At 66.8% G+C, this 21,932-nt stretch carries 21 protein-coding genes; 10 read left to right on the top strand and 11 right to left on the bottom strand.

The genetic code is table 11. The features are described 5' to 3' along the window. Positions 1 to 52: 52 nt before the first annotated feature. Entirely contained in the window at positions 53 to 703 is a 651-nt protein-coding gene (locus LAQ73_RS12360) for a helix-turn-helix domain-containing protein (protein ID WP_224268587.1), read from the top strand. Between the two features lie 45 nt (positions 704 to 748). On the opposite strand, the gene sucD is transcribed toward LAQ73_RS12360, so the two are convergent. Both sucD and sucC read right to left on the bottom strand, forming a co-directional pair. Further along, the gene (gene sucD, locus LAQ73_RS12365; protein WP_224268588.1) at positions 749 to 1,618 is read right to left on the bottom strand and encodes a succinate--CoA ligase subunit alpha; all 870 of its coding nucleotides are present in this window, start codon (positions 1,616 to 1,618) and stop codon (positions 749 to 751) included. Continuing rightward, positions 1,615 to 2,760, bottom strand: coding sequence for an ADP-forming succinate--CoA ligase subunit beta (gene sucC, locus LAQ73_RS12370; protein WP_224268589.1), 1,146 nt, complete (start codon positions 2,758 to 2,760; stop codon positions 1,615 to 1,617). The genes sucD and sucC overlap by 4 nt, the downstream gene beginning before the upstream one ends. A gap of 292 nt (positions 2,761 to 3,052) precedes the next feature. Here sucC and LAQ73_RS12375 point away from each other — a divergent pair, with 292 nt between their 5' ends. Next, a complete protein-coding gene (locus tag LAQ73_RS12375; protein WP_224268590.1) occupies positions 3,053 to 3,829 on the top strand; it encodes an SDR family NAD(P)-dependent oxidoreductase in 777 nt (258 codons plus the stop codon). A gap of 15 nt (positions 3,830 to 3,844) precedes the next feature. Here the strand turns inward: LAQ73_RS12375 and LAQ73_RS12380 are convergent, their stop codons facing one another. Together LAQ73_RS12380 and LAQ73_RS12385 are read right to left on the bottom strand one after the other, a co-directional pair. Then, entirely contained in the window at positions 3,845 to 4,066 is a 222-nt protein-coding gene (locus tag LAQ73_RS12380; protein WP_224268591.1) for a hypothetical protein, read from the bottom strand. Between the two features lie 48 nt (positions 4,067 to 4,114). Continuing rightward, complete coding sequence (locus tag LAQ73_RS12385; protein ID WP_224268592.1) at positions 4,115 to 4,303, bottom strand: hypothetical protein; 189 nt, start codon at positions 4,301 to 4,303, stop codon at positions 4,115 to 4,117. Positions 4,304 to 4,354: 51 nt separating this feature from the next. On the opposite strand from LAQ73_RS12385, the gene LAQ73_RS12390 reads away from it, so the two are divergent. Together LAQ73_RS12390 and LAQ73_RS12395 are read left to right on the top strand one after the other, a co-directional pair. After that, on the top strand, positions 4,355 to 5,311 hold the full coding sequence (locus LAQ73_RS12390; protein ID WP_224268593.1) for an NADPH:quinone reductase: 957 nt from the start codon (positions 4,355 to 4,357) through the stop codon (positions 5,309 to 5,311). 70 nt (positions 5,312 to 5,381) lie between these two features. Beyond that, complete coding sequence (locus LAQ73_RS12395) at positions 5,382 to 6,092, top strand: SDR family oxidoreductase (protein WP_224268594.1); 711 nt, start codon at positions 5,382 to 5,384, stop codon at positions 6,090 to 6,092. A 99-nt stretch (positions 6,093 to 6,191) separates the two neighbouring features. Here the strand turns inward: LAQ73_RS12395 and LAQ73_RS12400 are convergent, their stop codons facing one another. Next, a complete protein-coding gene (locus tag LAQ73_RS12400; RefSeq protein WP_224268595.1) occupies positions 6,192 to 7,520 on the bottom strand; it encodes a sodium-dependent transporter in 1,329 nt (442 codons plus the stop codon). 314 nt (positions 7,521 to 7,834) lie between these two features. Between LAQ73_RS12400 and LAQ73_RS12405 the strand changes: the two genes are divergently transcribed. The 4 genes from LAQ73_RS12405 to LAQ73_RS12420 all read left to right on the top strand — a co-directional run bounded on the left by LAQ73_RS12405 (position 7,835) and on the right by LAQ73_RS12420 (position 11,912). Beyond that, positions 7,835 to 9,262 (top strand): sodium-dependent transporter, encoded by a 1,428-nt coding sequence (locus LAQ73_RS12405; RefSeq protein ID WP_224268596.1) that lies wholly within the window; start codon positions 7,835 to 7,837, stop codon positions 9,260 to 9,262. Positions 9,263 to 9,509: 247 nt separating this feature from the next. Continuing rightward, the gene (locus LAQ73_RS12410) at positions 9,510 to 11,054 is read left to right on the top strand and encodes an acyl-CoA carboxylase subunit beta (RefSeq protein ID WP_224270757.1); all 1,545 of its coding nucleotides are present in this window, start codon (positions 9,510 to 9,512) and stop codon (positions 11,052 to 11,054) included. Continuing rightward, a complete protein-coding gene (locus LAQ73_RS12415) occupies positions 11,051 to 11,383 on the top strand; it encodes a DUF8022 family protein (RefSeq protein ID WP_224268597.1) in 333 nt (110 codons plus the stop codon). Before LAQ73_RS12410 ends, LAQ73_RS12415 begins: the two co-directional genes overlap by 4 nt. A gap of 169 nt (positions 11,384 to 11,552) precedes the next feature. Further along, entirely contained in the window at positions 11,553 to 11,912 is a 360-nt protein-coding gene (locus LAQ73_RS12420) for a hypothetical protein (protein WP_224268598.1), read from the top strand. 370 nt (positions 11,913 to 12,282) lie between these two features. Here the strand turns inward: LAQ73_RS12420 and LAQ73_RS12425 are convergent, their stop codons facing one another. After that, complete coding sequence (locus tag LAQ73_RS12425) at positions 12,283 to 12,999, bottom strand: glycerophosphodiester phosphodiesterase (RefSeq protein ID WP_224268599.1); 717 nt, start codon at positions 12,997 to 12,999, stop codon at positions 12,283 to 12,285. 131 nt (positions 13,000 to 13,130) lie between these two features. Between LAQ73_RS12425 and pccA the strand changes: the two genes are divergently transcribed. Then, positions 13,131 to 14,927 carry a propionyl-CoA carboxylase biotin carboxylase/biotin-carboxyl carrier subunit gene (gene pccA / locus LAQ73_RS12430; RefSeq protein WP_224270758.1) on the top strand — a complete coding sequence of 599 codons (1,797 nt, stop codon included), beginning with the start codon at positions 13,131 to 13,133 and terminating at the stop codon, positions 14,925 to 14,927. 111 nt (positions 14,928 to 15,038) lie between these two features. Here the strand turns inward: pccA and LAQ73_RS12435 are convergent, their stop codons facing one another. Next, positions 15,039 to 16,343 (bottom strand): carboxylate--amine ligase, encoded by a 1,305-nt coding sequence (locus LAQ73_RS12435; protein ID WP_224268600.1) that lies wholly within the window; start codon positions 16,341 to 16,343, stop codon positions 15,039 to 15,041. A gap of 229 nt (positions 16,344 to 16,572) precedes the next feature. Here LAQ73_RS12435 and LAQ73_RS12440 point away from each other — a divergent pair, with 229 nt between their 5' ends. Next, on the top strand, positions 16,573 to 17,535 hold the full coding sequence (locus LAQ73_RS12440; RefSeq protein ID WP_224268601.1) for a biotin--[acetyl-CoA-carboxylase] ligase: 963 nt from the start codon (positions 16,573 to 16,575) through the stop codon (positions 17,533 to 17,535). Positions 17,536 to 17,577: 42 nt separating this feature from the next. On the opposite strand, the gene LAQ73_RS12445 is transcribed toward LAQ73_RS12440, so the two are convergent. The 4 genes from LAQ73_RS12445 to LAQ73_RS12460 all read right to left on the bottom strand — a co-directional run bounded on the left by LAQ73_RS12445 (position 17,578) and on the right by LAQ73_RS12460 (position 21,799). Then, positions 17,578 to 18,039, bottom strand: a complete 462-nt coding sequence (locus tag LAQ73_RS12445) for a universal stress protein (protein ID WP_224268602.1) — start codon at positions 18,037 to 18,039, stop codon at positions 17,578 to 17,580. A gap of 63 nt (positions 18,040 to 18,102) precedes the next feature. Continuing rightward, entirely contained in the window at positions 18,103 to 19,116 is a 1,014-nt protein-coding gene (locus LAQ73_RS12450; RefSeq protein WP_224268603.1) for an amidohydrolase family protein, read from the bottom strand. 80 nt (positions 19,117 to 19,196) lie between these two features. Beyond that, positions 19,197 to 20,420, bottom strand: coding sequence for an HD domain-containing protein (locus LAQ73_RS12455; protein ID WP_224268604.1), 1,224 nt, complete (start codon positions 20,418 to 20,420; stop codon positions 19,197 to 19,199). A gap of 221 nt (positions 20,421 to 20,641) precedes the next feature. Next, positions 20,642 to 21,799, bottom strand: a complete 1,158-nt coding sequence (locus LAQ73_RS12460; protein WP_224268605.1) for an HD domain-containing protein — start codon at positions 21,797 to 21,799, stop codon at positions 20,642 to 20,644. Positions 21,800 to 21,932: the final 133 nt, after the last annotated feature.

Here is a 21,932-nt window from a genome sequence, read left to right on the forward strand (position 1 = left end):
CGCCTCGATTCTTCGCCGATTGACATTTATCCGACACTCACGTAGACAGTGTATGAGTCACATCGCCGAGTTCGACCTTTCGAGCCCGAACCTCGCGTTAATGTCCGTCCTGGCCGCGGTGCCGTCGATGCGTATCCGCGTCGAGGAAGTGCTCTCGGCGGACGACTCGGCACCGTTGTATTTCCTGTTCTGGGCGACCGGCGACGACTTCGAGGCGTTCGAAGCCGCGCTCGAAGACGACGACACCGTCCTCTCGGTCGAGGTTCTCGACACGTTCGAGACCCAGAAACTGTATCGAACACGTGTCGACCCCGACGTGTTGCTCTACCCCATCGCGGCGGTCGTCGGTGCTTCCCGACTGGAGATGACCGCCACGCACGACAGTTTCGAGATGCGGATGCGCTTTCCCGACCGGGAGGCGCTCGCCGAGTTCCGCCGCCGCGTCCGCGAACAGGGGGTGTCGTTCACGCTCAAACGGCTCTACACGCCCGACAGTCCGGAAACGACCGAACAGTACGGCCTCTCCGAGAAACAGCGAACGGCGCTTCGGTCGGCGGTACGAATCGGCTACTTCGACGTCCCGCGCCGCGGGAGTCTCGACGAGCTCGCCGACGAACTCGGGATCTCCGGACAGGCGACGTCCGAGCGTCTCCGTCGTGGGACGGTCGCGCTCGTCCGCAACACTATCGGCGTCGAGTCGTAGGCGAGAAAAGAGTGTGCGAGCGGTCCGGCGACGAGTCGACCCCGATCAGAGGAACGACTCGATGTTGTCGGCGACTTCCTCGGGGGTGTCGCCGACGGGGACGCCCGCGTCGTTGAGGGCGCTGATCTTGCTCTCGGCGGTGCCGGTGCCGCTGCCGGAGACGATAGCGCCGGCGTGACCCATGCGCTTGCCCGGGGGCGCGGTCCGACCGGCGATGAAGCCGGCGACCGGCGTGTCCATCTGCTCGTCGATGAACGCGGCGGCCTCCTCCTCGTCCTCGCCGCCGATCTCGCCGCACATGACGACGGCCTCGGTCTCGTCGTCCTCCTCGAACAGCGCGAGGGCGTCGACGAAGTCCGTGCCAATGATGGGGTCGCCGCCGATACCGATGGCGGTGGTCTGGCCGATGCCGCGGGCGGTGAGGTTGTCGACGACCTGGTACGTCAGCGTCCCCGAGCGGGAAACGAGACCGACGTTACCGTCGGTGAAGATGTTCCCCGGGAGGATGCCGAGTTTCGCCTCGCCGGGCGTGATGATGCCGGGGCAGTTCGGGCCGATGAGGCGGGTGTCGACCTCCGAGAGGCGCTTGTTCACCTTCGCCATATCCTGGGTCGGGATGCCCTCGGTGATGGCGACGGCGAGGTCGAGGTCGGTGTCGAGCGCCTCGAAGACGGCGTCGGCGGCGAACGCCGGCGGGACGAAGATGACCGAGGCGTCGGCGTCCTCCTCGCGGACGGCCTCGTCGACGGTGTCGTACACCGGGATGCCGTCGACTTCCTGGCCGCCCTTGCCGGGGACCGCGCCCGCGACGACGTTCGTCCCGTACTCCTCCATCTGGCCGGTGTGGAACTTCCCTTCCCCGCCGGTGATACCCTGTACCACTACGCGCGTGTCGTCGTCTACGAGAATGCTCATTGGCTCGCCTCCTGGGCGTTTTCGACCGCACGCTGAACCGCGTCCTCCAGCGTCTCTTCGACCTCCACGAGGTCGGTGTTCAGAATCTCCATCCCCTCCTCGGCGTTCGTGCCCGCGAGGCGGACGACGACCTTCTTCGGAATCTCGTCGAAGGATTCGAGCGCCTCGTTGATCCCTTTGGCGACCTCGTCGCCGCGGGTGATGCCGCCGAAGATGTTGAAGACGACCGCGTCGACGTTCTCGTCGGAGAACACCATGTCGAGCGCGTTCGTCACGCGTTCGGCTTTCGCGCCGCCGCCGATGTCGAGGAAGTTCGCGGGCTTGCCGCCGTAGTAATCGACGAGGTCCAGCGTCGTCATGACGAGCCCCGCGCCGTTGCCGATGATGCCGACGTTGCCGTCGAGGCGGACGTAGTCGAAGCCGTACTCGCCGGCCTTCTTCTCGAGGTCGTCCTCGTAGGTCTCCTCTTCCATCTCCGCGAGGTCCGGTTGGCGGAACAGCGCGTCGTCGTCGATGTTCATCACGGCGTCGGCGGCGACGACGTCGCCGTCACTCGTGATCATCACCGGGTTGATCTCGATGTCGGAGGCGTCGCGCTCCTCGTAGAGGTCGTACAGCGTCGTGAGAATCGAGGAGACGCCGCGGGCGACCGACTGGTCGACGCCCGCGTCGTAGACGGCCCTCCGCGCCTGGTACGGGTGCAGGCCGAACGCCGGGTCGATGTGTTCACGGGCGATGGCGTCGGGGTTCTCCTCGGCGACTTCCTCGATGTTGACGCCGCCCTGCGTGGAGACCATGGCGACGGGCTTGCCCTCGCCGCGGTCCATCGTCACGCCGACGTACAGTTCGTTCGTGAAGTCGACGCCGGCCTCGACGAGCACCTGCTCGACGGTGTAGCCTTTCAGGTCCATCCCGAGGATGTCGTCGGCGTACTCCCGGGCCTCGTCCGCGTCGGAGGCGAGTTTGATGCCGCCGGCCTTCCCGCGGCCGCCGACGTGAACCTGCGCTTTGATAGCGACGGGGTAGCCGATTGATTCGGCCGCCGACACGGCGTCGTCGACGCTCGTCGCGAGCTGGGACTCCGGGATCGGAATCCCGGCGTCGGCGAAGATATCCTTCGCCTGATACTCGTGGAGCTTCATGCACTCGTTTGACGGTGCGACTGGCGCTTAAATCCCGTTCATTCGTGACACAGCGGCGCGCGATTGCGAACAGATATCACGGGACGGAAGCCGAAAATTTCTACGCTGAACCTGAAAGAAGGCTCAATACCGTAGAAGGCCTCCGTTAAGCTGCCTCGCAGTGCCCGGTCTCTCGCGCCCACGACACATCCACACTGCGGGGCGACTCAGCCCGGCGAGAGACGTGTCGTCGTATCGGGAGGACCGTCGCGCCGGACTGAGACTTTATTCGTTCCCGCCGTGATGCCGAACTATGACAGTACTCGACAGTTTCGGACTCGACGGACGCACGGCCATCGTCACCGGCGGGAACCGCGGTATCGGCCGGGAAATCGCCGACGCGCTCGCGGAGGCGGGCGCGAACGTCGTCGTCGCCAACCGCGACGAGGCGTCGGGCGAAACGGCCGCCGAGGAACTCGCCGACGAGTGGGGCGTCGAGACGCTCGCCGTCCCCGTCGACGTCGCCGACGAAGCCGAGGTCCGAGCGATGGTCGAGGCGACCGTCGACCGTTTCGGCGGCGTCGACGTGCTCGTCAACAACGCGGGTATCGTCGTCCACGAGGCCGCCGAGGAGATGACCGTCGACGAGTGGGATACGGTGATGCAGGTCAACGTCCGGGGCGTCTTTCTCTGCTCGAAGTACGCCGGCATCGAGATGATGGACTCGGGCGGCACCATCCTCAACGTCTCCTCGATGTCCGCCCGAATCGCAAACTACCCGCAGCGACAGGTCGCCTACAACGCCTCGAAGGGCGCGGTCGAATCCTTCACGCGACAGCTGGCCTCCGAGTGGGCCGAACACGACATCCGAGTCAACTGCCTCGCGCCGGGCTACATCCGCACCGACAACACCGACCAGGCCGACGACGTGGACCCGAACATCGACGAGGTGTGGCGCTCGGAGATGCTGATGGACACGATTCCCGGCCCCGAAGCCGTCGCTCCCGCGGCGCTGTACCTCGCCAGCGACGCCTCCTCGTACGTCACCGGCGCGTCTCTCGTCGTCGACGGCGGCTACACCGTACGGTGAGGACGGGAGTCGGCGCTACGTCCGCTCGTCCTCGTCGGCGTAGAGGCGCACGAGTCCGCACTCGGGACAGACGTAGCCACGGGCTGTGGGCGTCCGCTTGAACCCGAGCGACCCGAGCAGTCCCTCGCGTGCGTGGTCGGTCCGCAATTTCAACCGTTCCTGCTGCATCGCCGTCACCGGATCCGCGCGCTCCATCGTGACGTCGCAGTCGGGACAGCGGTGACTCGCTTCGGGCATAGGAGAGATACGCGCCGCCGGGCGAAAATCGTTGGCCGCTTCGGGCCGTTACACGTCGGCGTAGAACCGAACCAACCCGCACTCCCGACAGAGATACGCGTCGACGTACCCGCCTTTCAAATCGAGCGCACCGAGGATGCCACCGCCGGACCCGACGCGGATACCGTCGCCGTTGTACGTCGTCTTGTGGTCGATTTCCTCCATCGATACGTCACAGTCGGGACAGCGGGGAGCCATGGTCGACGCACGTCGCCTCCTTTTATCGCTCCTGCGGTCATCGGTGCTCGTATGCGCGCAGCTAGATTCCACGAGCACGGTGGCCCGGACGTACTGACCGTCGACGACGTCGACTCGCCCGACCCCGGCTACGGAGAGGTCGTCGTCGACGTTCGCGCTATCGGCGTCAACCCCGTAGACACGTACTTCCGCGAGGGCGCGTACCCCGTCCCCTCGCTTCCGTTCACGCCCGGGTCGGACCTCGCGGGCGTCGTGTCGAGCGTCGGCGAGGGCGTCGAGCGTTTCGCGCCCGGCGACCGGGTGTTCGGCACCGGCCTCGGCAACGGGATGCACGGCACCTACGCCGAGGAAGTCGCCGCGCCCGCGGAGTTTCTCGCAACCCTCCCCGAGGGAGCCTCCTTCGAGGACGGCGCGGCGCTCGCACTCGTCGGGATGACCGCGTGGCAGGCGCTCGTCGCGCACGCGGACCTCGGACCCGCCGAACTCGCGCTCGTCCACGGCGGCAACGGCGGTGTCGGCCACGTCGCCATCCAACTCGCCGAGACGATGGGCGCGCGCGTCCTCACGACGGCGAACCCCGACTACCGCGACAGACTACAGGAACTCGGCGCGGAGTCGGTGTTCGACTACGGCCGAAGCGACCTGACCGAGTCCGTTCAGCGTGTCGGCGCGCCCGAGGTCATCGTCGACACGCGGATGGACGAGTACCTCCAGTTCGACGCCGACGTGGCCGCGCAGGGCGCGCGGGTCATCTGCGTCGGCAACTCGACGGAGCGGGCGGGACTGTCGGCCGTCGGCGCGGCCAAGAGCAAAGACGTTCGCTTCCAGTTCATGACGATGTACAACACGCCGGACAAGGCGGCGGTACTGGCGCGGCTCGGCGACCTGCTCGCGCGCGGTGAGGTCGTTCCGGCGATTGCGGGGACGTACAGTTTGGACGAAGCGGACGAGGCGCAGCGCGCGGTGTTGGAGGATAGTTTCCTCGGGAAGTTGGTCATCACGACCTGAGCGGCGCGCGACCGAAACAGCCGCCCCGCCGCCGCGATTTTATGCCGCTCGCCGCCGACTTCTCCCCCGTATGACAGTGAGCTTCGACTTCAGCGACAGAGTCGCCGTCGTCACCGGCGCGTCGGGCGCGCTCGGCAGCGCCGTCGCCGAGGCGTTCCACGAGGCGGGCGCGACGGTCGCCGCCTGCGACGTGGTGGAACCGAGCGACGAGGATTCTCTGTTGGACGCCGACGACGGAATCCGGTTCTACGAGGCCGACTTCACCGACGAGGACGCCGTCTCGGAGGCGATGAACCGAATCGCCGACGACCACGGGCGAATCGACTACCTCGCCAACATCGCCGGGACGTGGCGCGGCGGGTCGCCCGTCGAGGAGACCGACGTCGACACGTTCGACTTCCTCTTCGGCGTGAACCTGAAGACGATGTTTCTCGCCTCCAAGCACGCGATTCCGCACCTCAAAGACGAGGAGGGAGCCATCGTCTCAGTCTCCGCGCGGTCGTCGCTCGAAGGCGGCGAGGGCGACGGTATCTACCGGGCGTCGAAGGCGGGCGTGCGGCTGCTCACCGAGACCATCGCCGAGGAGAACAAAGGGACGGTGCGGGCGAACGCCGTCATGCCGAGCGTCATCGACACACCCCAAAATCGGAAGATGATGGAGGATGCCGACTTCGACAAGTGGGTCAAACCCGGGGAGATCGCGCGGGTCGTCATGTTTCTCTGCTCCGAGGGCGCGGCCCCGACCAGCGGCGCGGCGGTGCCCGTCTATGGAGAGGCGTAGACCCGCGGCCAGGCCGTCGTCTCGGCCTCGCTATCGGGTGTCGTCACGTTCTCGATAGCGTCGTCGAAAAATCGCCGCGAAACGCCCGTCAGGGCGCGTTCAGAAGTACGTTTCCTGCAGGAAGCCGATGTAGTCCATCGTACCCAGCGCCAGCGTGACGAGCAGGATGAGGATGACCGGGATGCGGAGCATCCAGATCCAGTACGTCTCGAACGCGCCGTCGCCGTTGCGACCCTGCGCGAGCTCCGCCAGCGCGTCCTCTGCGTACGCCCAGCCGACGAAGATGGCCATCAGCGTGCCGCCGAGGACGAGCAGGATGTTGTTGGCGAACAGGTCGTACGTGTCGAGGTACGTCAGGTCTAGCGCCGTCGGGATGCCGACGACGAACAGGATGCCCGCCACAATCACCGTCGCCACCTTCCGGTCGACGCCGAAGTTGTCGATGGCGTAGGAGACGACGACTTCCAGGATGCTGAACGCGCTCGTGAGCGCTGCGATGCCCAGCATGAAGAAGAACACGAAGCCGATGACGTTCCCGGCCGGCAGCTCGCCGAACGCCGCGGCGAGGCTGATGAACACCGCGCCGGCACCGCCGGAGCCGGGTTCGGTCCCCTGCGCGAACAGGAACGGGAAGACGACGAGACCCGAGAGGAACGCGATGAACGTGTCGATGGCGACGACGGTCAGTCCGTCGCCGAGCAGGTTGCGGTCCTCGCCGAGGTAAGACGCGTAGGTGATCATCACGCCCATCCCGAGCGAGAGGGTGAAGAACGCCTGTCCGGCGGCGTCGGGGACGATAGAGAAGATGTTCGCGGAGATCTCGGCGAAGTCCGGCGAGAGGTAGTACGAGTACGCTTCGCCCGCCGAGTCGAGCGTCGAGCCGTAGGCGGCGAGGATAGCGAGCAGCACGATGACGCTCGGCACCATCAACTTGGCCGCGCGTTCGAGGCCGTCGCGGATGCCGAGTGCGACGACGCTGGCGACGAGGCCCATGAAGACGCCGTGGAAGATGACGGCGTTCGTTCCGGACGCCGTCGAGAGGAAGTACTCCTCGGGCGCGGCGAAGTACGCGCCGGAGGCGCTCCCGATGATATACTGCAGCACCCACCCGCCGACGACGCTGTAGTACGAGAGGATGATGAATCCGGCTAACGCGCCGATTGCGCCGATGAACGTCCACGCCGGTTTCCCGAGGCGCTCGAAGGCGTTGACCGGATTGCGTTCGGAGCGCCGACCGATGACGAACTCCACGAGAAGGACCGGCAGTCCGACGACGGCGATGAACAGCAGGTAGACGACGAGAAACGCCGACCCACCCGCTTGCCCCGTCAGGAAGGGGAATCGCCAGATGTTTCCTAATCCGACTGCGCTACCGACTGCCGCTAGGATGAAGCCGAGCCGTGTGGCCCAGGTTTCTCGTGCAGGCATGTTACGCCCTATCTAAGAGGTATCGTATAAACCCGCGACATCTTCTCTCATAGTGTCATCTGGTAACAGGTGTGTGGTTCGACGGAGGATGGAAAGGGCGTTCGACACCGGCTCGGCGCGGACGAGTTGGCTCGATTACAGGTGAGGATCTCTCGTCGCTTTCAGCTTTCGACCGAGAGTCTGATTCCGAAATGGGCCTCAGAGCGCCTATAATTCGTTATTTTTGCTATTTGAGGGTTTCTAGACTCGAAACGCACTTTAGCGGTGTCGGGCCAATGCCAAGCAATGACACGAGACGGGCGGTCGATGTACCCATGACACGAGAGACGTGGGGGACACGGATCGGCTTCATCCTCGCGGCGGTGGGAAGTGCAGTCGGGTTAGGCAACATCTGGCGGTTCCCCTGGGTAGCCGCCGAGCAGGGCGGCAGCGCCTTCCTGGTCGTCTATCTCCTCATCGTGCTCGCCATCGGCGTCCCCGGCCTGCTCGGCGAGTTCGTCATCGGGCGGCGGTCGAAACGCAACCCCGTCGGCGCGCTCCGCACGCTGTCGGGGTCGAAAAACTGGGGTCGAATCGGTTTCTTCAGCGTCGTCGCCTCCGTCGCGCTGCTCTCGTTTTACAGCGTCGTCGGTGGATGGATTCTTCGCTACTTCGTCGAGAGCGGGGCCGCACTCCTCGGCGGCGGCGCACCGTACTTCTCGAATCCGGGTGAGTACTTCGGCGCGGCCGCGTTCGGCCTCGACGCCGTCGTCTTCCACGTGCTGTTTCTCGTGCTCACCGCCGGCATCGTCCTCGCGGGCGTCCGCCGCGGTATCGAGATTGGGACGACGGTGATGATGCCCGCCGTCTTCGTGCTCCTCGTCGCGCTCGCGGTGTGGGCGTCGACGCGCACCGGTGCCGCCGCCGGCTACGAGTTCTTCCTGCGCTTCGACGTGGCGACGGTCCGAGAGAACTTCTTCCAGGTGCTCGGTCCGGCGGCCGGACAGGCGCTTTTCACTCTCTCGCTCGGCGCGGGGACGATGGTCACGTACGCGTCCTACCTCGACGAAGACCGCTCGCTACCCGCGGACGCGACGACTATCGCCGTGCTCAACACGGCTGTCGGCGTTCTCGCGGGTCTGGTCGTCTTCCCGCTTCTGTTCTCGCTCGGTATCGACCCCGCGTCGACGGGGACGGGTGAGGGTGCGCTGTTCGTCGGCCTCGCGGGCGCGTTCTCGCAACTGCCCGGCGGCATCGCCATCGCGACGGCGTTCTTCGCCGTCGTCACGCTGGCGGCACTGTCGAGTTCCATCAGCATGCTCGAAATCCCCGTCTCGTATCTCGTCGACGAACACGGGATGCAGCGCCGCAACGCGGTCGGTCTCCTGTTGGTGCTCGTCGCGGTGACCGGCAGCGTCTGTGCGCTTCGGCCGAGCGTCTTCGGCTTCGTCGCCGGGACGCTCGTCGACGTCCTCCTGACCGCCGGACTCGCGGTGTTCCTCGTCTTCGTCGGCTGGGTGATGGGCCGGGACGCCCTCGACGAGTTCCGCGCCGGAAGCGGAATGCTCGCCCGCGCGCTCGCGGACTCGTGGCGCTTCGCCGTCGGCGTCGTCATTCCCCTGTTCTTGGTGTTCACCCTGTTGACGACGTTCGGCGTCGACGCGGAGTTCGGCTTCTGGCCGACTGTCGCCATCGCCGCCGGCGTCGCGGCCGTGACGATTCTCGGTGCGCGCGCCTCGCGGCGACTCCCGAGAGCGAACTGACGCTCTCCTGAGCCGCTGTTGACGATCTCGCTGTTGACGATCCGGCCGTCGACGAGTATCGACTTCGCGGTGACGTACGGCGCGAGATCGCTCGCCGGAAACGGGGTCGCGGGAGCCACCGACCGTCCAGTCGGGACGAGGCGAAGAACATCGACAGATGTCGAACCGTGTTTTGCCGTATTGCGGAAACCCTTTTGCACATCGAACGAACGTTCGTGACAATGCACGTTGGTGGTCCGGTATGACGATGGACGACCGTATCGAAGAACTCCGCCAGAAACGCGAAGAAGCGCTCAAAGGCGGCGGTGAGGACCGAATCGAGTCTCAACACGAGAAAGGGAAGATGACGGCGCGCGAGCGCATCGACTACTTCCTCGACGACGGGACGTTCCACGAGTTCGACCAGTTCCGTACCCACCGAACCCACAAGTTCGGCATGGAGGAGAAGCAACTGTACGGCGACGGCGTCGTCACGGGCTACGGCGAGGTCGACGGGCGCACCGTCTTCGTCTTCGCACACGACTTCACCGTCTTCGGCGGCTCTCTCGGTGAGGTGTTCGCCGAGAAGGTCTGCAAGCTGATGGACCAGGCGATGGAAGTGGGCGCGCCCATCGTCGGCCTCAACGACTCCGCGGGTGCGCGGATTCAGGAGGGCGTCACCTCCCTCGGCGGCTTCGCCGACATCTTCACGCGCAACCAGAAGGCCAGCGGCGTCGTCCCGCAGATTTCGGCCATCATGGGCCCGTGCGCCGGCGGCGCGGTGTACTCACCGGCCATCACCGACTTCATCTTCATGGTGAAGGACACGAGCCACATGTTCATCACCGGCCCAGACGTCATCAAGACGGTCACCGGCGAGGAGGTGACGTTCGAGGAACTCGGCGGCGCGGTCACGCACGCGTCGACCTCCGGCGTCTCGCACTTCGCCGTCAACTCCGAGGAGGAGGCGCTCGACGAGATAGCGCGCCTGCTCTCGTACCTCCCGCAGAACAACGTCGAGGACCCGCCGCGCGTCGACCCGTGGGACGACCCCGAACGCGCCGACGAGGAACTGACGAACATCGTCCCCGACCAACCCCGGAAGCCGTACGACATGCACGACGTCGTCGACCGCGTCTGCGACGAACACTCGTTCTTCGAGGTCCACGAGGGCTTCGCGAAGAACATCCTCGTCGGCTTCGCCCGCCTCGACGGCCACGCCGTCGGCATCGTCGCCAACCAACCGCGCGTCAACGCGGGGACGCTCGACATCCAGGCCTCCGAGAAGGGCGCGCGCTTCGTCCGCTTCTGCGACGCGTTCAACATCCCCATCCTGACGTTCGTCGACGTCCCCGGGTTCCTCCCCGGCACCGATCAGGAGCACAACGGCATCATCCGCCACGGCGCGAAACTGCTGTACGCGTACTCCGAGGCGACCGTCCCGCTGCTGACGGTCATCACGCGCAAGGCCTACGGCGGTGCGTACGACGTGATGGCCTCGAAGCATCTGGGCGCGGACGTCAACTACGCGTGGCCGACGGCCGAAATCGCCGTCATGGGGCCGCAGGGCGCGGTCAACATCCTCTACCGCGAGGAACTCGCCGAGGCCGACGACCCCGACACCCGCCGCGACGAACTCATCGAGGAGTACCGCGAGGAGTTCGCCAACCCCTACACGGCGGCGGACCGCGGCTTCCTCGACGACGTCATCGAACCGACGGAGACGCGGGCACGACTCGTCGACGACCTGCACATGCTGAAGTCGAAGCGCGAACAGACGCCCGATAAGAAGCACGGGAACCTCCCGATATGAGCCTCGACGCCGACGCGAAAGGCGAGCAAGCCGGAGACGCCGAGGGCGAGACGACCCGCCAGCGCCTCGACGGATCGGCGGACCTCGTGATTCCCGCCGACGCGGACGACGCCGAGGCAGCCGCCATCGCCGCCGCCGTCGGCGCGCACCTCCGGGACCAACAGGCGGCCGCGGCGGCCGCCGCCGAGTCCGAGTCCGCCGAGACGTGGGACGGCGAGCGCTGGCGGTTCTCCGGGCGCGTCGACGCGTTGCAGGGCCGCGCCGTCCGCGTCCCCGAGGGCGCACCGACGGACGCGTGGACCGCCGCGGGTCGGACCGACCGGCTCTGACCGTCGACAGTCGTCACGCGTTCGTCGGCCGCAGTTCGTGACTGATTTCCGACAGCGGATCTCTCGAACGTCCGAATCGGTGTCGCCGACCAATCGTGAAGGGTCGTTGACCACTCTTCGCGACAGTTCACCGAGCGCTTTTGGTCGTCGCCTCCGAGTTTCACACAGTATGGCAGACACAGACGCTCCGACCGAAAAGCAGCCCTCTCGGAGCGACGGCGGTCAGCCGGCGACGTCGACCACCTCGGAGTCTTCGGAGCCGACTGCGCTGACCGTCGGTGATCTGGTCGGAACGACAGAACGGAACCGAACCGAACCCTCCACGGGGTGGCTGTTCCGTCACGCGCTGTACGTCGGCGGGATTCTGCTCGTCGGTTTCGTCGTCCTCCCCGAACTGCTGCTTTCGGTCGGCGCGGGATGGCCCGTCGGCCTCGCGTGGGCGTTCGCCGAGTCGCTTCGCTACGGCTCGGCTATCCTCGCCGGCATGTACGCGGTGAACGTTGCCGTCTCGGACGCGCTCGACCGGTAGGCGTCGCCGCCGTCGAACGCGCATTCGAATCGGTTCCGTCGGTTGGGGTGTCGCCCCGTGTCGAAACGCCAACGACGCATCGTCGACGACGAGTAGCCGAGTTCCGCGGCGACGTCGTCGACGGCGTCGTCACATCTTCGAAAGGCGGAGGCGACGATGATGCGCCGCCTCGTCGACTACCGAGTGTTCGGATTCCTGACGGAGTCGGACCTAACGAGCGGACTCCGGAAGGACGACATCGGAACGACGCGAGCGAGAACAGCCGCGTTCTCGCGGGAGGCCGAACTCTCGCGCAAGACCAGAGGCCGAGGTCGCGAGACGGGCGAAAGTGGCAGTCGTTCGACCGGCGAATCGACCGGCGAACGCCCACTCAGACGATGGCCCAGTCGTCGACGATGAGGCCGTCGACGCCGTCGAGAACCAACTGCTCGGCGTCGGACGCGGTCGGGACGGTCCATCCGTTCACCTCGAATCCGGCATCGTGCGCCGTCTGTATACGACCCGGGTCGTCGAGGCAGAGTCGGTACTCCGGGTGAAGATAGCGACAGCCGAGTTCGGTCGCCGTGTCGAGGTTCCGCTTCCACGACCCCGCGAACAACAGCGCCGTATAGAGGTCGCTCACCTCCCCGAGTTCGGAGAGCGCCTCCGGGAGAAACGAGGAGACGAACACGTCGTTCGGGACGTGCTCGCAGGAATCGGCGACCTCCGCGGCCGCTCCCCCGTGTTTGAGTTCGACGTTTACGGCCACGTCGGTCGGAACCGCGGCCAAAAGCTCGGAGAGCAGGGGAATCGTCGTATCGTCGCAGACGGCGGATTCGTTGCGCTCGTCGCGCTCACGCCGTTCGCTCACAGTGTCGGTCTCGCACACGACGAGCTCGCGGAGGTCGCGCCACGGCGTCTCGCGGACGCGACCCGACCCCTCGGTGAGGCGGTCGAGCGTCTTGTCGTGGAAGACGACGAGTTCACCCGTCGAACACTGCTGTACGTCGATTTCGACAGCATCGACGTGAGGTACGGCGCGTCGAACCGCGGCGACGGTGTTCTCCGGCGCGTAGACGGGACAGCCGCGGTGACCGATGAGTCGCATACCTCCCCGTTCGGCCGGAGGAATCTCAACCTACTGGGTGAAGTCGTCAACGTGGATCTGTGCGGACGTTGACGATATCGAACTCGGACCGATAGAATGAGGTTCCGCTTGCGAATATGGAAAGGCAAGAAATGTTCAGTAAAGTTCTCGTCGCAAACCGTGGAGAGATCGCGGTGCGCGTGATGCGCGCCTGCAAGGAACTCGGCGTCCGAACCGTCGCCATCTACAGCGACGCGGACAAACACGGCGGACACGTCCGCTACGCCGACGAAGCGTACAACGTCGGGCCCGCCCGGGCGGCCGACTCCTATCTCGACCAGGAGGCCATCCTCGACGCCGCCCGGAAGGCCGACGCCGACGCAATCCACCCCGGCTACGGCTTCCTCGCCGAGAACGCGGAGTTCGCTCGCAACGTCGAGGAGAGCGAGTTCACATGGGTCGGCCCCTCCGCCGACGCGATGGAGCGCCTCGGTGAGAAGACGAAGGCGCGCGCACTGATGCAGGAGGCCGACGTGCCCGTCGTCCCCGGGACGACCGAGCCCGTCGACTCGCCCGAGCAAGTGAAAGAGATCGCCGACGAGTACGGCTACCCGGTGGCCATCAAGGCCGAGGGCGGCGGCGGCGGCCGCGGCCTGAAAGTCGTCAGAAGCGAGGACGAGGTCGAAGAACAACTGGAGACCGCCCAGCGCGAGGGCGAGGCGTACTTCGACAACGCCTCCGTTTACGTCGAGAAGTACCTCGAAGCGCCGCGTCACATCGAGGTCCAGATTCTCGCCGACCACCACGGTAACGTCCGCCACCTCGGCGAGCGCGACTGCTCGCTGCAGCGCCGCCACCAGAAGGTAATCGAGGAGGCCCCCTCGCCCGCGCTGACCGACGACCTGCGCGAGCGCATCGGCGAGGCGGCTCGCCGCGGCGTCGCCGAGGCCGACTACACGAACGCCGGGACGGTGGAGTTCCTCGTCGAGGACGGGGAGTTCTTCTTCATGGAAGTCAACACCCGGATTCAGGTCGAACACACCGTCAGCGAGGAGATAACGGGCCTCGACATCGTCAAGTGGCAACTGCGCGTCGCCGCCGGCGAGGAACTCGACTTCGAGCAGGAGGACGTCGAAATCGAGGGTCACGCCATCGAGTTCCGCATCAACGCAGAGAAGGCCGCCCAGCAGTTCGCGCCCGCGACGGGGAAACTGAAGACGTACGACCCCGCCGGCGGCATCGGCGTCCGCATCGACGACGCCGTGCGCCAGGGCGACGAGATCGGCGGCGACTACGACTCGATGATAGCGAAACTCATCGTCGCCGCGTCGGACCGCGAGGAGTGTCTCGTCCGCTCCGAGCGCGCGCTCGCGGAGTACGACATCGAGGGTATCGAGACCATCATCCCGTTCCACCGCCTGATGGTCACCGACGAGGCGTTCATCGCGGGCGAGCACACGACGAAGTATCTCGACGAGGAACTCGACCGCGAGCGCATCGAGCAGGCCGTCGAGAAGTGGGGCCCCGCCGACGCCGGCAGCGACGACGAGGACGAGGAAGTCACCGAACGCGAGTTCACCGTCGAGGTCAACGGCAAGCGCTTCCAGGTGAACCTCGAAGAGCGCGGCGCGCCCGCCATCCCCGTCTCGGGGAACTCCAGCGGCAACAGCGCCCGCCGGCCGCTGGAGGCGAAAGACGACGGCGGCGGCGACGACGAAGTCGTCATCGAGGGAGACGGCGAGACGGTCACCGCCGAGATGCAGGGGACGATTCTCTCCGTCGAGGTCGAGGAAGGCGACGAAGTCGTCTCCGGCGACGTGGTCTGCGTGCTCGAAGCGATGAAGATGGAGAACGACGTGACCACCCAGCGCGGCGGGACGGTCACGCAGGTGCTCGTCTCCGAGGGCGAGAGCGTCGACATGGGCGACGTGCTCATCGTCCTCGAATAGCGACGCGCCCGTCGTTTTCGAACAGCGCCGCGTTCGTTCACCGTACGCTCTCGATCGCTTCTCTCTTTTATCTCCCGTCGAGTGACTGCAATCGGAAAATCGAGTCGCTTCTCAGGTCGTGTTCGGCGTCGACGCGGGGTCTTCGGCATCGACGGAGCGCTGCTTTCGGTCGTCGGCGAGTCGCCGCGAGGTCAGCACCGCCGACTGTAGCAGCGCGCCGGCGGCGGGGACGGGGTCGTCCCACGCCGGGATGCTGTGCCGATAGCTCCCGAGGGCGCGTCCGAACGCGCCGAGCGAGCTGACGGGGCGGTCCGAGACGTTCTCGCCGAGCCACTTGAGGTCCTCGTAGAACAGCCGCTGCATCCGCTCGCCGGTGGGGTATTCGCCGTCGTGGCGGGGGGTCTCGCCGAGCAGTTGTTGGAAGTGGAGCCACGGGAAGTCGACGCCGCAGGCGACGGCGAACGGTACCGATCCCCAGTACCGGCCGTTGACCTCGATGAGGTAGTACTCGCCGTCGTCGGTCCGCATGAACTCGACCATCGCCGGTCCCGTCCACTCCAGCGCGCCGATGACCTCCTCGGCGTAGCGCTGCATCTTCTCGTCGTGCATCGACTCCAGCACCGCGGAGTTGCCGCCCGAAGAGGGGTACGTTCGGACGCGCCGCTCCTGGAACTGTGCGAGCACCTCTCCTTCGTCGGCGAGAACGACCGTCGCCGTCGTCTCGCCGGGGACGTACTCCTGAACGATGGGTTCGTGGCCCTTCAGGTGGCTGTTACGCCCGACGAGTACCTGATACGTCGAGATGAGCGCCGCCTCCGTCTCGACGTAGTTCACGTCGTCGATCAGATCGGTGTGCGCCTGCCTGCCGTCGAGCACCGTCTTGCTGCGGTACTTGACGACCGCCGGAAGCGACATGCCGTCGGCGAGGTCGACCACGTCGGTGTACTCTTCGCGCTGTCGGGTTTCCGGCGTCGGCACGTCGAGGTCGGCGGCGATATCGAAGAGCGCTCCTTTGTCGTACGCTTTGTCGAACGTCTCGGGGTCCTCGACGGCGACTTTCGCGCCCGTCTCCTCCAGTTCGGCTTTGTGGTGCGAACAGACGAGCGAACTCATATCCGACACCGGGATGACGGCGAAGACGTCGTTGGCCGCCAGATACGCCCGGAGATCGTCGACGAACCGTCGGTAGTCCGACGCCGGGTTCGGATAGACGTACCTGCTGTCGGCGTACCGCGAGACCATGCCGAGGCCCACCCGACTCGTTCCGCCGACGGTCACGTCGACGCCCCGGCGACCGAGAGAGCGCACGACGCGCAACGCCGCCGGGCCGCCACCGTCCAACACCAGAACCTTCGGGGGGTCGGCATCTGTCTCTGGGGCGGTCGGTTGCGACTCAGGGTGATGCCGGTCTGGCATGTGGGATGGAACGTCGTCCAGGGTGAAAAAGCCAGTATGAGTGCATCTTGACATAGATATAAGTCTTCTGGTTGGATTTTTACATTAAAGATGACTGTATTTGTATTTGAACATAGAATTTATATATTATTTCCTTCTCGAACACGCTCGATACGGGCGTCGACGCCGAGACGACAGTCGACGACGCACGACCGCCGCGTTCATTGCGACTGCCCGCGGAGTCGCCGGCATGAGTGACACGCGGCGGGCGGTTCTGGACGCGCTGGCCGACGACGTCGTCTCCGGTCCGGCACTCGCCGAAGCGCTCGGTATCTCGCGGGCGGCGGTGTGGAAGCAGATAGAGGCGCTGCGGGCCGACGGGTTCGCCGTCGAGAGCACGGACGCCGGATACGAACTGGCGGACGTACCAGAGTACGGCGCGTTGGCGGTCGAACTCGGCCTCGACGCGCCGGTAACCGTCGAGTACCACGGCCGGATTGGAAGCACGAACGACCGCGGCCGCGAACTCGCCGCCGAGGGCGCGGCGGACGTCGCCGTGCTGGCCGACGAACAGGTCGGCAGTCGCGGGCGACTCGACCGCGAGTGGACCGCGCCGAGCGGCGGTGTCTGGCTCTCTCTGGTGTTCCGGCCGTCGCGCCCCCCCGCACACGTCCCGCTGTTCACGCTCGCCGCCGCCGTTGCGACGACCAGGGCGGCGCGAGAGGCGGGCGTACCCGCCGAGATAAAGTGGCCGAACGACGTGCTCGTCCCCGTGGCCGACGACGCTGTCGAAGGTGACACGCTGGGTCGCGGCGGTCGAAAACTCGTCGGCATCCTCACCGAGATGGAGGGCGAAGCCGACCGCGTCTCGTGGATAGTGGTCGGCATCGGCGTCAACGCCAACATCGACATAGAGACGCTGCCGGCGGGTGCGACGAGCATCCGTGAGGAGGCTGGCGACGTGAACCGACGGCTGTTCGTCCAGCGACTCCTCGAAGAGTTCTACGCGCTCCGCGACGACCCCGAGTCGGTACTTCCGGCGTGGCGCGAGTACAGCGCGACGCTGGGCCGGCGCGTTCGCATCGAGACGCCGGAGGGCGTCGTCGAGGGAGAGGCCGTCGACGTGGTTCATCCGGGCGCGCTCGTCGTCGACACCGACGAGGGCGAGGTGACGGTCCACGCCGGCGACTGCGAGCACCTCCGCTCGGCGTAGACCGGCACGACCGGGCGTCTTCGACTCGGTCGATACTGCCGCTCAGGCGGGTTGCCCCGGCGGTTCGTCGGCGACGTGGACGGTCAGCACAGGCACGTTCGACCCGCGGACGACCTTCTCGGCGACACTTCCGAGAAGGAGGCGGTCGATACCGCCGCGGCCGTGCGTCCCCATCACGATGAGGTCGCAGCCCTCGCGCTCGGCGTAGCTGACGATCTCGCGGCTCGGCGAGCCGTCGACGACGGCGGCTTCGACCGGGACGCCGCGCTCGGCGGCGATTCGGCGGACCTCCTCGACGGCGACTTCGGCGTCGGCGCGGAGCATCTCGTCGATGCCGTCCCACGACGACTCCATGGGCAGGCCCGCGTAGCTCGCGGTATTGACCACGTAGATGGCGTGTATCGTCGCGCCGTGCGCCTCGGCGAGCTCGACGGCGTGGCCGACCGCCCGCTCGACGCCGTCGGAGCCGTCGGTCGGAACGAGAATCCGGTCGTACATACCCATGCGATATCGTACCAAGCTACTGTCGGAGGGTTAATAACTGTTCGCGCGACGAGAGTCGCCACCTCACAGAACAACGCGTTCGACGTCCGAGACGCCCGCGCGACGGGCGGCGGCGCGGACGGGGTCGCGGACGCCCGAGAGGTTGTCGGAGTCGCCGTCGAGGACGAGCAGTTTCGCGTCGCGGCCCTCTTCGACGAGTCCGCAGTTCAGACCGGCGATCTCCGCGCCGTTGACCGTCGCCATCCGCAGCACTTCGACGGCGGAGACGTCGGCGAGTTTGGCGGCGAACTCCATCTCGCGGAACATCGACGGGCTGTTGAGCATCACGTTGTCGGTGCCGAGCGCCACCGTCGTCCGGTCGGCGAGTTCCCGGATGGGCGGCACGCCGACGTTCGTGACGAGGTTCGAGCGCGGACAGACCACGATAGGCACTTCCCGGTCGGCCACGCGTTCGAGGTGCAGCGATTCGGGGTGGACCATGTGGACGAGGAAATCCGGGTCGAGGTCGAGCGCCGGGTTGATGTCGTCGGGGTCGCGCTCGCCCGCGTGGATGCCGAACAGCTTCCCGGCTTCGTGGGTCGCGTTGCGGACGCTCCCGAACTCGCCGTCGCGCGCACCGCTGGCGCCGAACCCGTCCGCGATCTCCATCGCGTCGGCCGTCTCGCGGCCGAGGATGACCGGCCGGAGGTCGACGTCCGCCGCGGCGGCGCGAATCGCGTCGACGCCCTCGCGGCCGCCCTCGCGGAACTCGATGCAGGCGGCGGTGCCGCCCGACTGCATGTACCGAAGCGACCGCCGCATCGCGGTGATCTTCTCGGACTGACTCGCCGCCCGGAGCAGGCGGTGTTTGAGGCCGTCCGGCGGGGCGACGAGTTCGTCGAGGCTCAGCCCGCCGCCGGCCTCCTTCGCTATCGAGTCGCCGATGTGCGTGTGCGCGTTGACGAACGCGGGGAGGATTATCGACGTGGAGTCCGTCGATGTCTCTTCTATCGCCCGTATCATGCCGTCCTCGACGACGACCCGTCCCTCGACCGGTTCGAACTCCCGGCCGACGAGGACGGTACCCTCCAGTTCCATCGTCTGACTCGAGACGGTGCCGCGGCTTGAAACCCTCGTTCCGGTGTGCGGTCCGCGCGACCGGTCGGTGGCGTCGGGCGTCAGTCGAACTGGTCGAGCGTCGTCGCCTCGCCGGCGCGCACGTCGTTGACGAGCGCACCGTCGATGTCGAGGCCGAGTTCGTCGGCGGCGGCGCGGCCGACCGTCTCCGCGACGTCGGCCGGCGCGTAGACGCCGAGCCGCCACTGATTCTTCTGGGCGGTTCGCAGCGCGTTGACCAGCGGCGACTGCCGACCCAACTGTCGGATGTCGCCGTTGACGACGACCCGACTCGTCGACTCTCTCATCGACGGCTTCGCTGGCACGTCGACGACGACGTGTTCGGGCTCGACGCCGGCGGTGTCGGCGACGCTCGCCTCGACCTCGCGGATCTCCTCGTGGGGCGCTTCCAGAACGGACTCCGGAACGTCGGAGATCTCGGCCCAGACGCCGCGTTTGTACAGGTCGCGCGCGTCGAGGCGGCGGGCGAAGCCGGCGGTTCCGTCGATGTTCCGAAGCGCGACGAGCAAGTCGTGATCGTCCATCCGCCGCAGTCTGTCGGCGGTGCAGTCCGTGTCGGCGAGGAGGTGTTCGGCGGCGCGGCGCAGCATCGCCTTCGAGATTCGCGCGACCGGATGCTGGTAGACGGTCGGGTTCATCAGCGCGCGGGCGACCAGCAGGCTCTCGGCGGTCTGGACGTTCCCCTCCGCGAGCACCAGCTCGCCGTCGACGAACGTGAGTTCGCGCACGAGGCGCTCGTGGTCGATGGTGCCGTAGGGGACGCCGGTGTGATGGGCGTCGCGCACGAGGTAGTCCATCCGGTCGACGTCTAACTCCCCGGAGACGACCTGCCCGTACTTCCCCTCGCCGCGGACGAGTCCGGCGACGCGCGCGGGATCGAGGTCGTGGTCCCGGAGCACCTCGCCGACGGTGCCCTCGGCGAGCAGTTCGTCGACGTCGTCGTGGTACTTGCCGGTGTGGCGGTGCGTCAGCGCCTCGACGTTGTGGCTGAACGGACCGTGGCCCACGTCGTGGAGGAGTGCGGCGGCGCGGACGCGTTCGGCGTTGACGCCCTCGACGCCGAGGTGGTCGAGCGCGCGGGAGGCGAGGTGGTAGACGCCGAGGCTGTGTTCGAAGCGCGTGTGGTTCGCCGACGGGTAGACGAACTGGACCGTGCCGAGTTGCTTGATGTGCCGGAGTCGCTGGACCTCCGGCGTATCCAACAGCGCCGCGGCGACGCCGTCGACCTCGATGTGGTCGTGGACGCTGTCTTTGATGGTGATCATTGGTGGGCGATTCGGCGTCACCGGATAAAAACCGTCGGAGGGTCGCGTCTTCCCGTTCTCGTCTCTCCGTCCGTCTGAGCCCGTCTCACCTCTGTCCGGGCCCATCTCACACGGGGACACCGACCGGGGACTGAGGTGGTCGGACGCTCGCTCTTCGCTCGCTCACTTTTCGCCTGCTCGCTCTTCGCTCACTCACTTTTCGCCTGCTCGCTCTTCGCCGCTCAGTCGTCGACGCCGAGTATCTTCGTCGCCGCGTCGCCGACGGCGTCTACGCACTCGTCCGGCGCGTAGACGCCGAGTCGCCACTGCGCCCTCTCGGTGTTTCTCAGCGCGCCGACGAGTTCGGACGCCTCCTCCAGTCGTCGGACGGTGTCGTCGACGACGACGCGCGACGCCGACTCCTTGAGCGTCGGTCGGCGCGGTACGTCGACGATGACCGCCGCCGAATCGACGCCCGCGACGTCGGCGATGTCGCGCTCGGCGGCGCGAACGTCGTCGTGGTCGAGTTCCGACACCCAGGCGGGAACCTCCCAGAGTCCGGCCCAGACGCCGCGTTTGTACAGGTCGCGGCGCTCGATTCGCCGCCCGAGTTCCGGCACCGATTCGCCGAGTTCGACGAGCAGGTCGTGGTCGGCCATCCGGCGGAACGTCTGGACGCCGAGTTCCGTTTCGTCGAGCAGGCGCTCGGACGCACGGTCCAACATTGCGCCGGCGATGCGCGAGACGTGGTGGCGGTAGACGACGCCGTTCATCAGACTGCGCGCGAGAAGCATGCTCTCGGCGGTCTGGACGTTTCCGGACGCGAGAACGAGGCGACCGTCGCGCAGTCGAAGCGCGCGGACGAGGCGGCCGTGGTCGATGGTGCCGTAGGGGACGCCCGAGTGGTGGGCGTCGCGCACGAGGTAGTCCATCCGGTCGACGTCCAACTCCCCGGAGACGAGTTGGCCCAGCTCGCCCTCGCCGCGGACGAGTTCGGCGACCCGAGCCGGGTGGAGGCCGTGGTCCCGGAGCACCTCGCCGGCGGCCGACGAGGCGAGCAGGTTACCGATCTCGTCGTGGTGCTCGCCGGTCCGGCGCATGATGACCTCCTCGGTCTGGTGGCCGTAGGGGCCGTGGCCGATGTCGTGCAGCAGCGCGGCGGCGCGGACGTGCGCGGCCCGGTCGTCGTCGACGCCGAGGTGGTCGAGCGCGCGGGAGGCGAGGTGATAAACGCCGAGGCTGTGTTCGAAGCGCGTGTGGTTCGCCGACGGGTAGACGAGTCGGACGGTGGAGAGCTGTTTGATGTGGCGGAGTCGCTGGAGTTCGGGCGTGTCGAGGAGGGCGCGTGCGACGGGGTCCACGGGGATGTAGTCGTGGACGCTGTCCTTGATGGCGTTCATGGCACCCAACTTCGCAATCGGGGAACAAATAGCCGGCTCACTCGGCGTCGAGCGCTCGACCACCCCGGCATCGGGCACCGCTCACTTGGCGTCGGAACCCGTTCACTCGGTATCGGGGGTCCTCGCCCGTCTC

It is taken from the genome of Haloprofundus salinisoli, from assembly GCF_020097815.1.
Lineage (GTDB): Archaea > Halobacteriota > Halobacteria > Halobacteriales > Haloferacaceae > Haloprofundus > Haloprofundus salinisoli.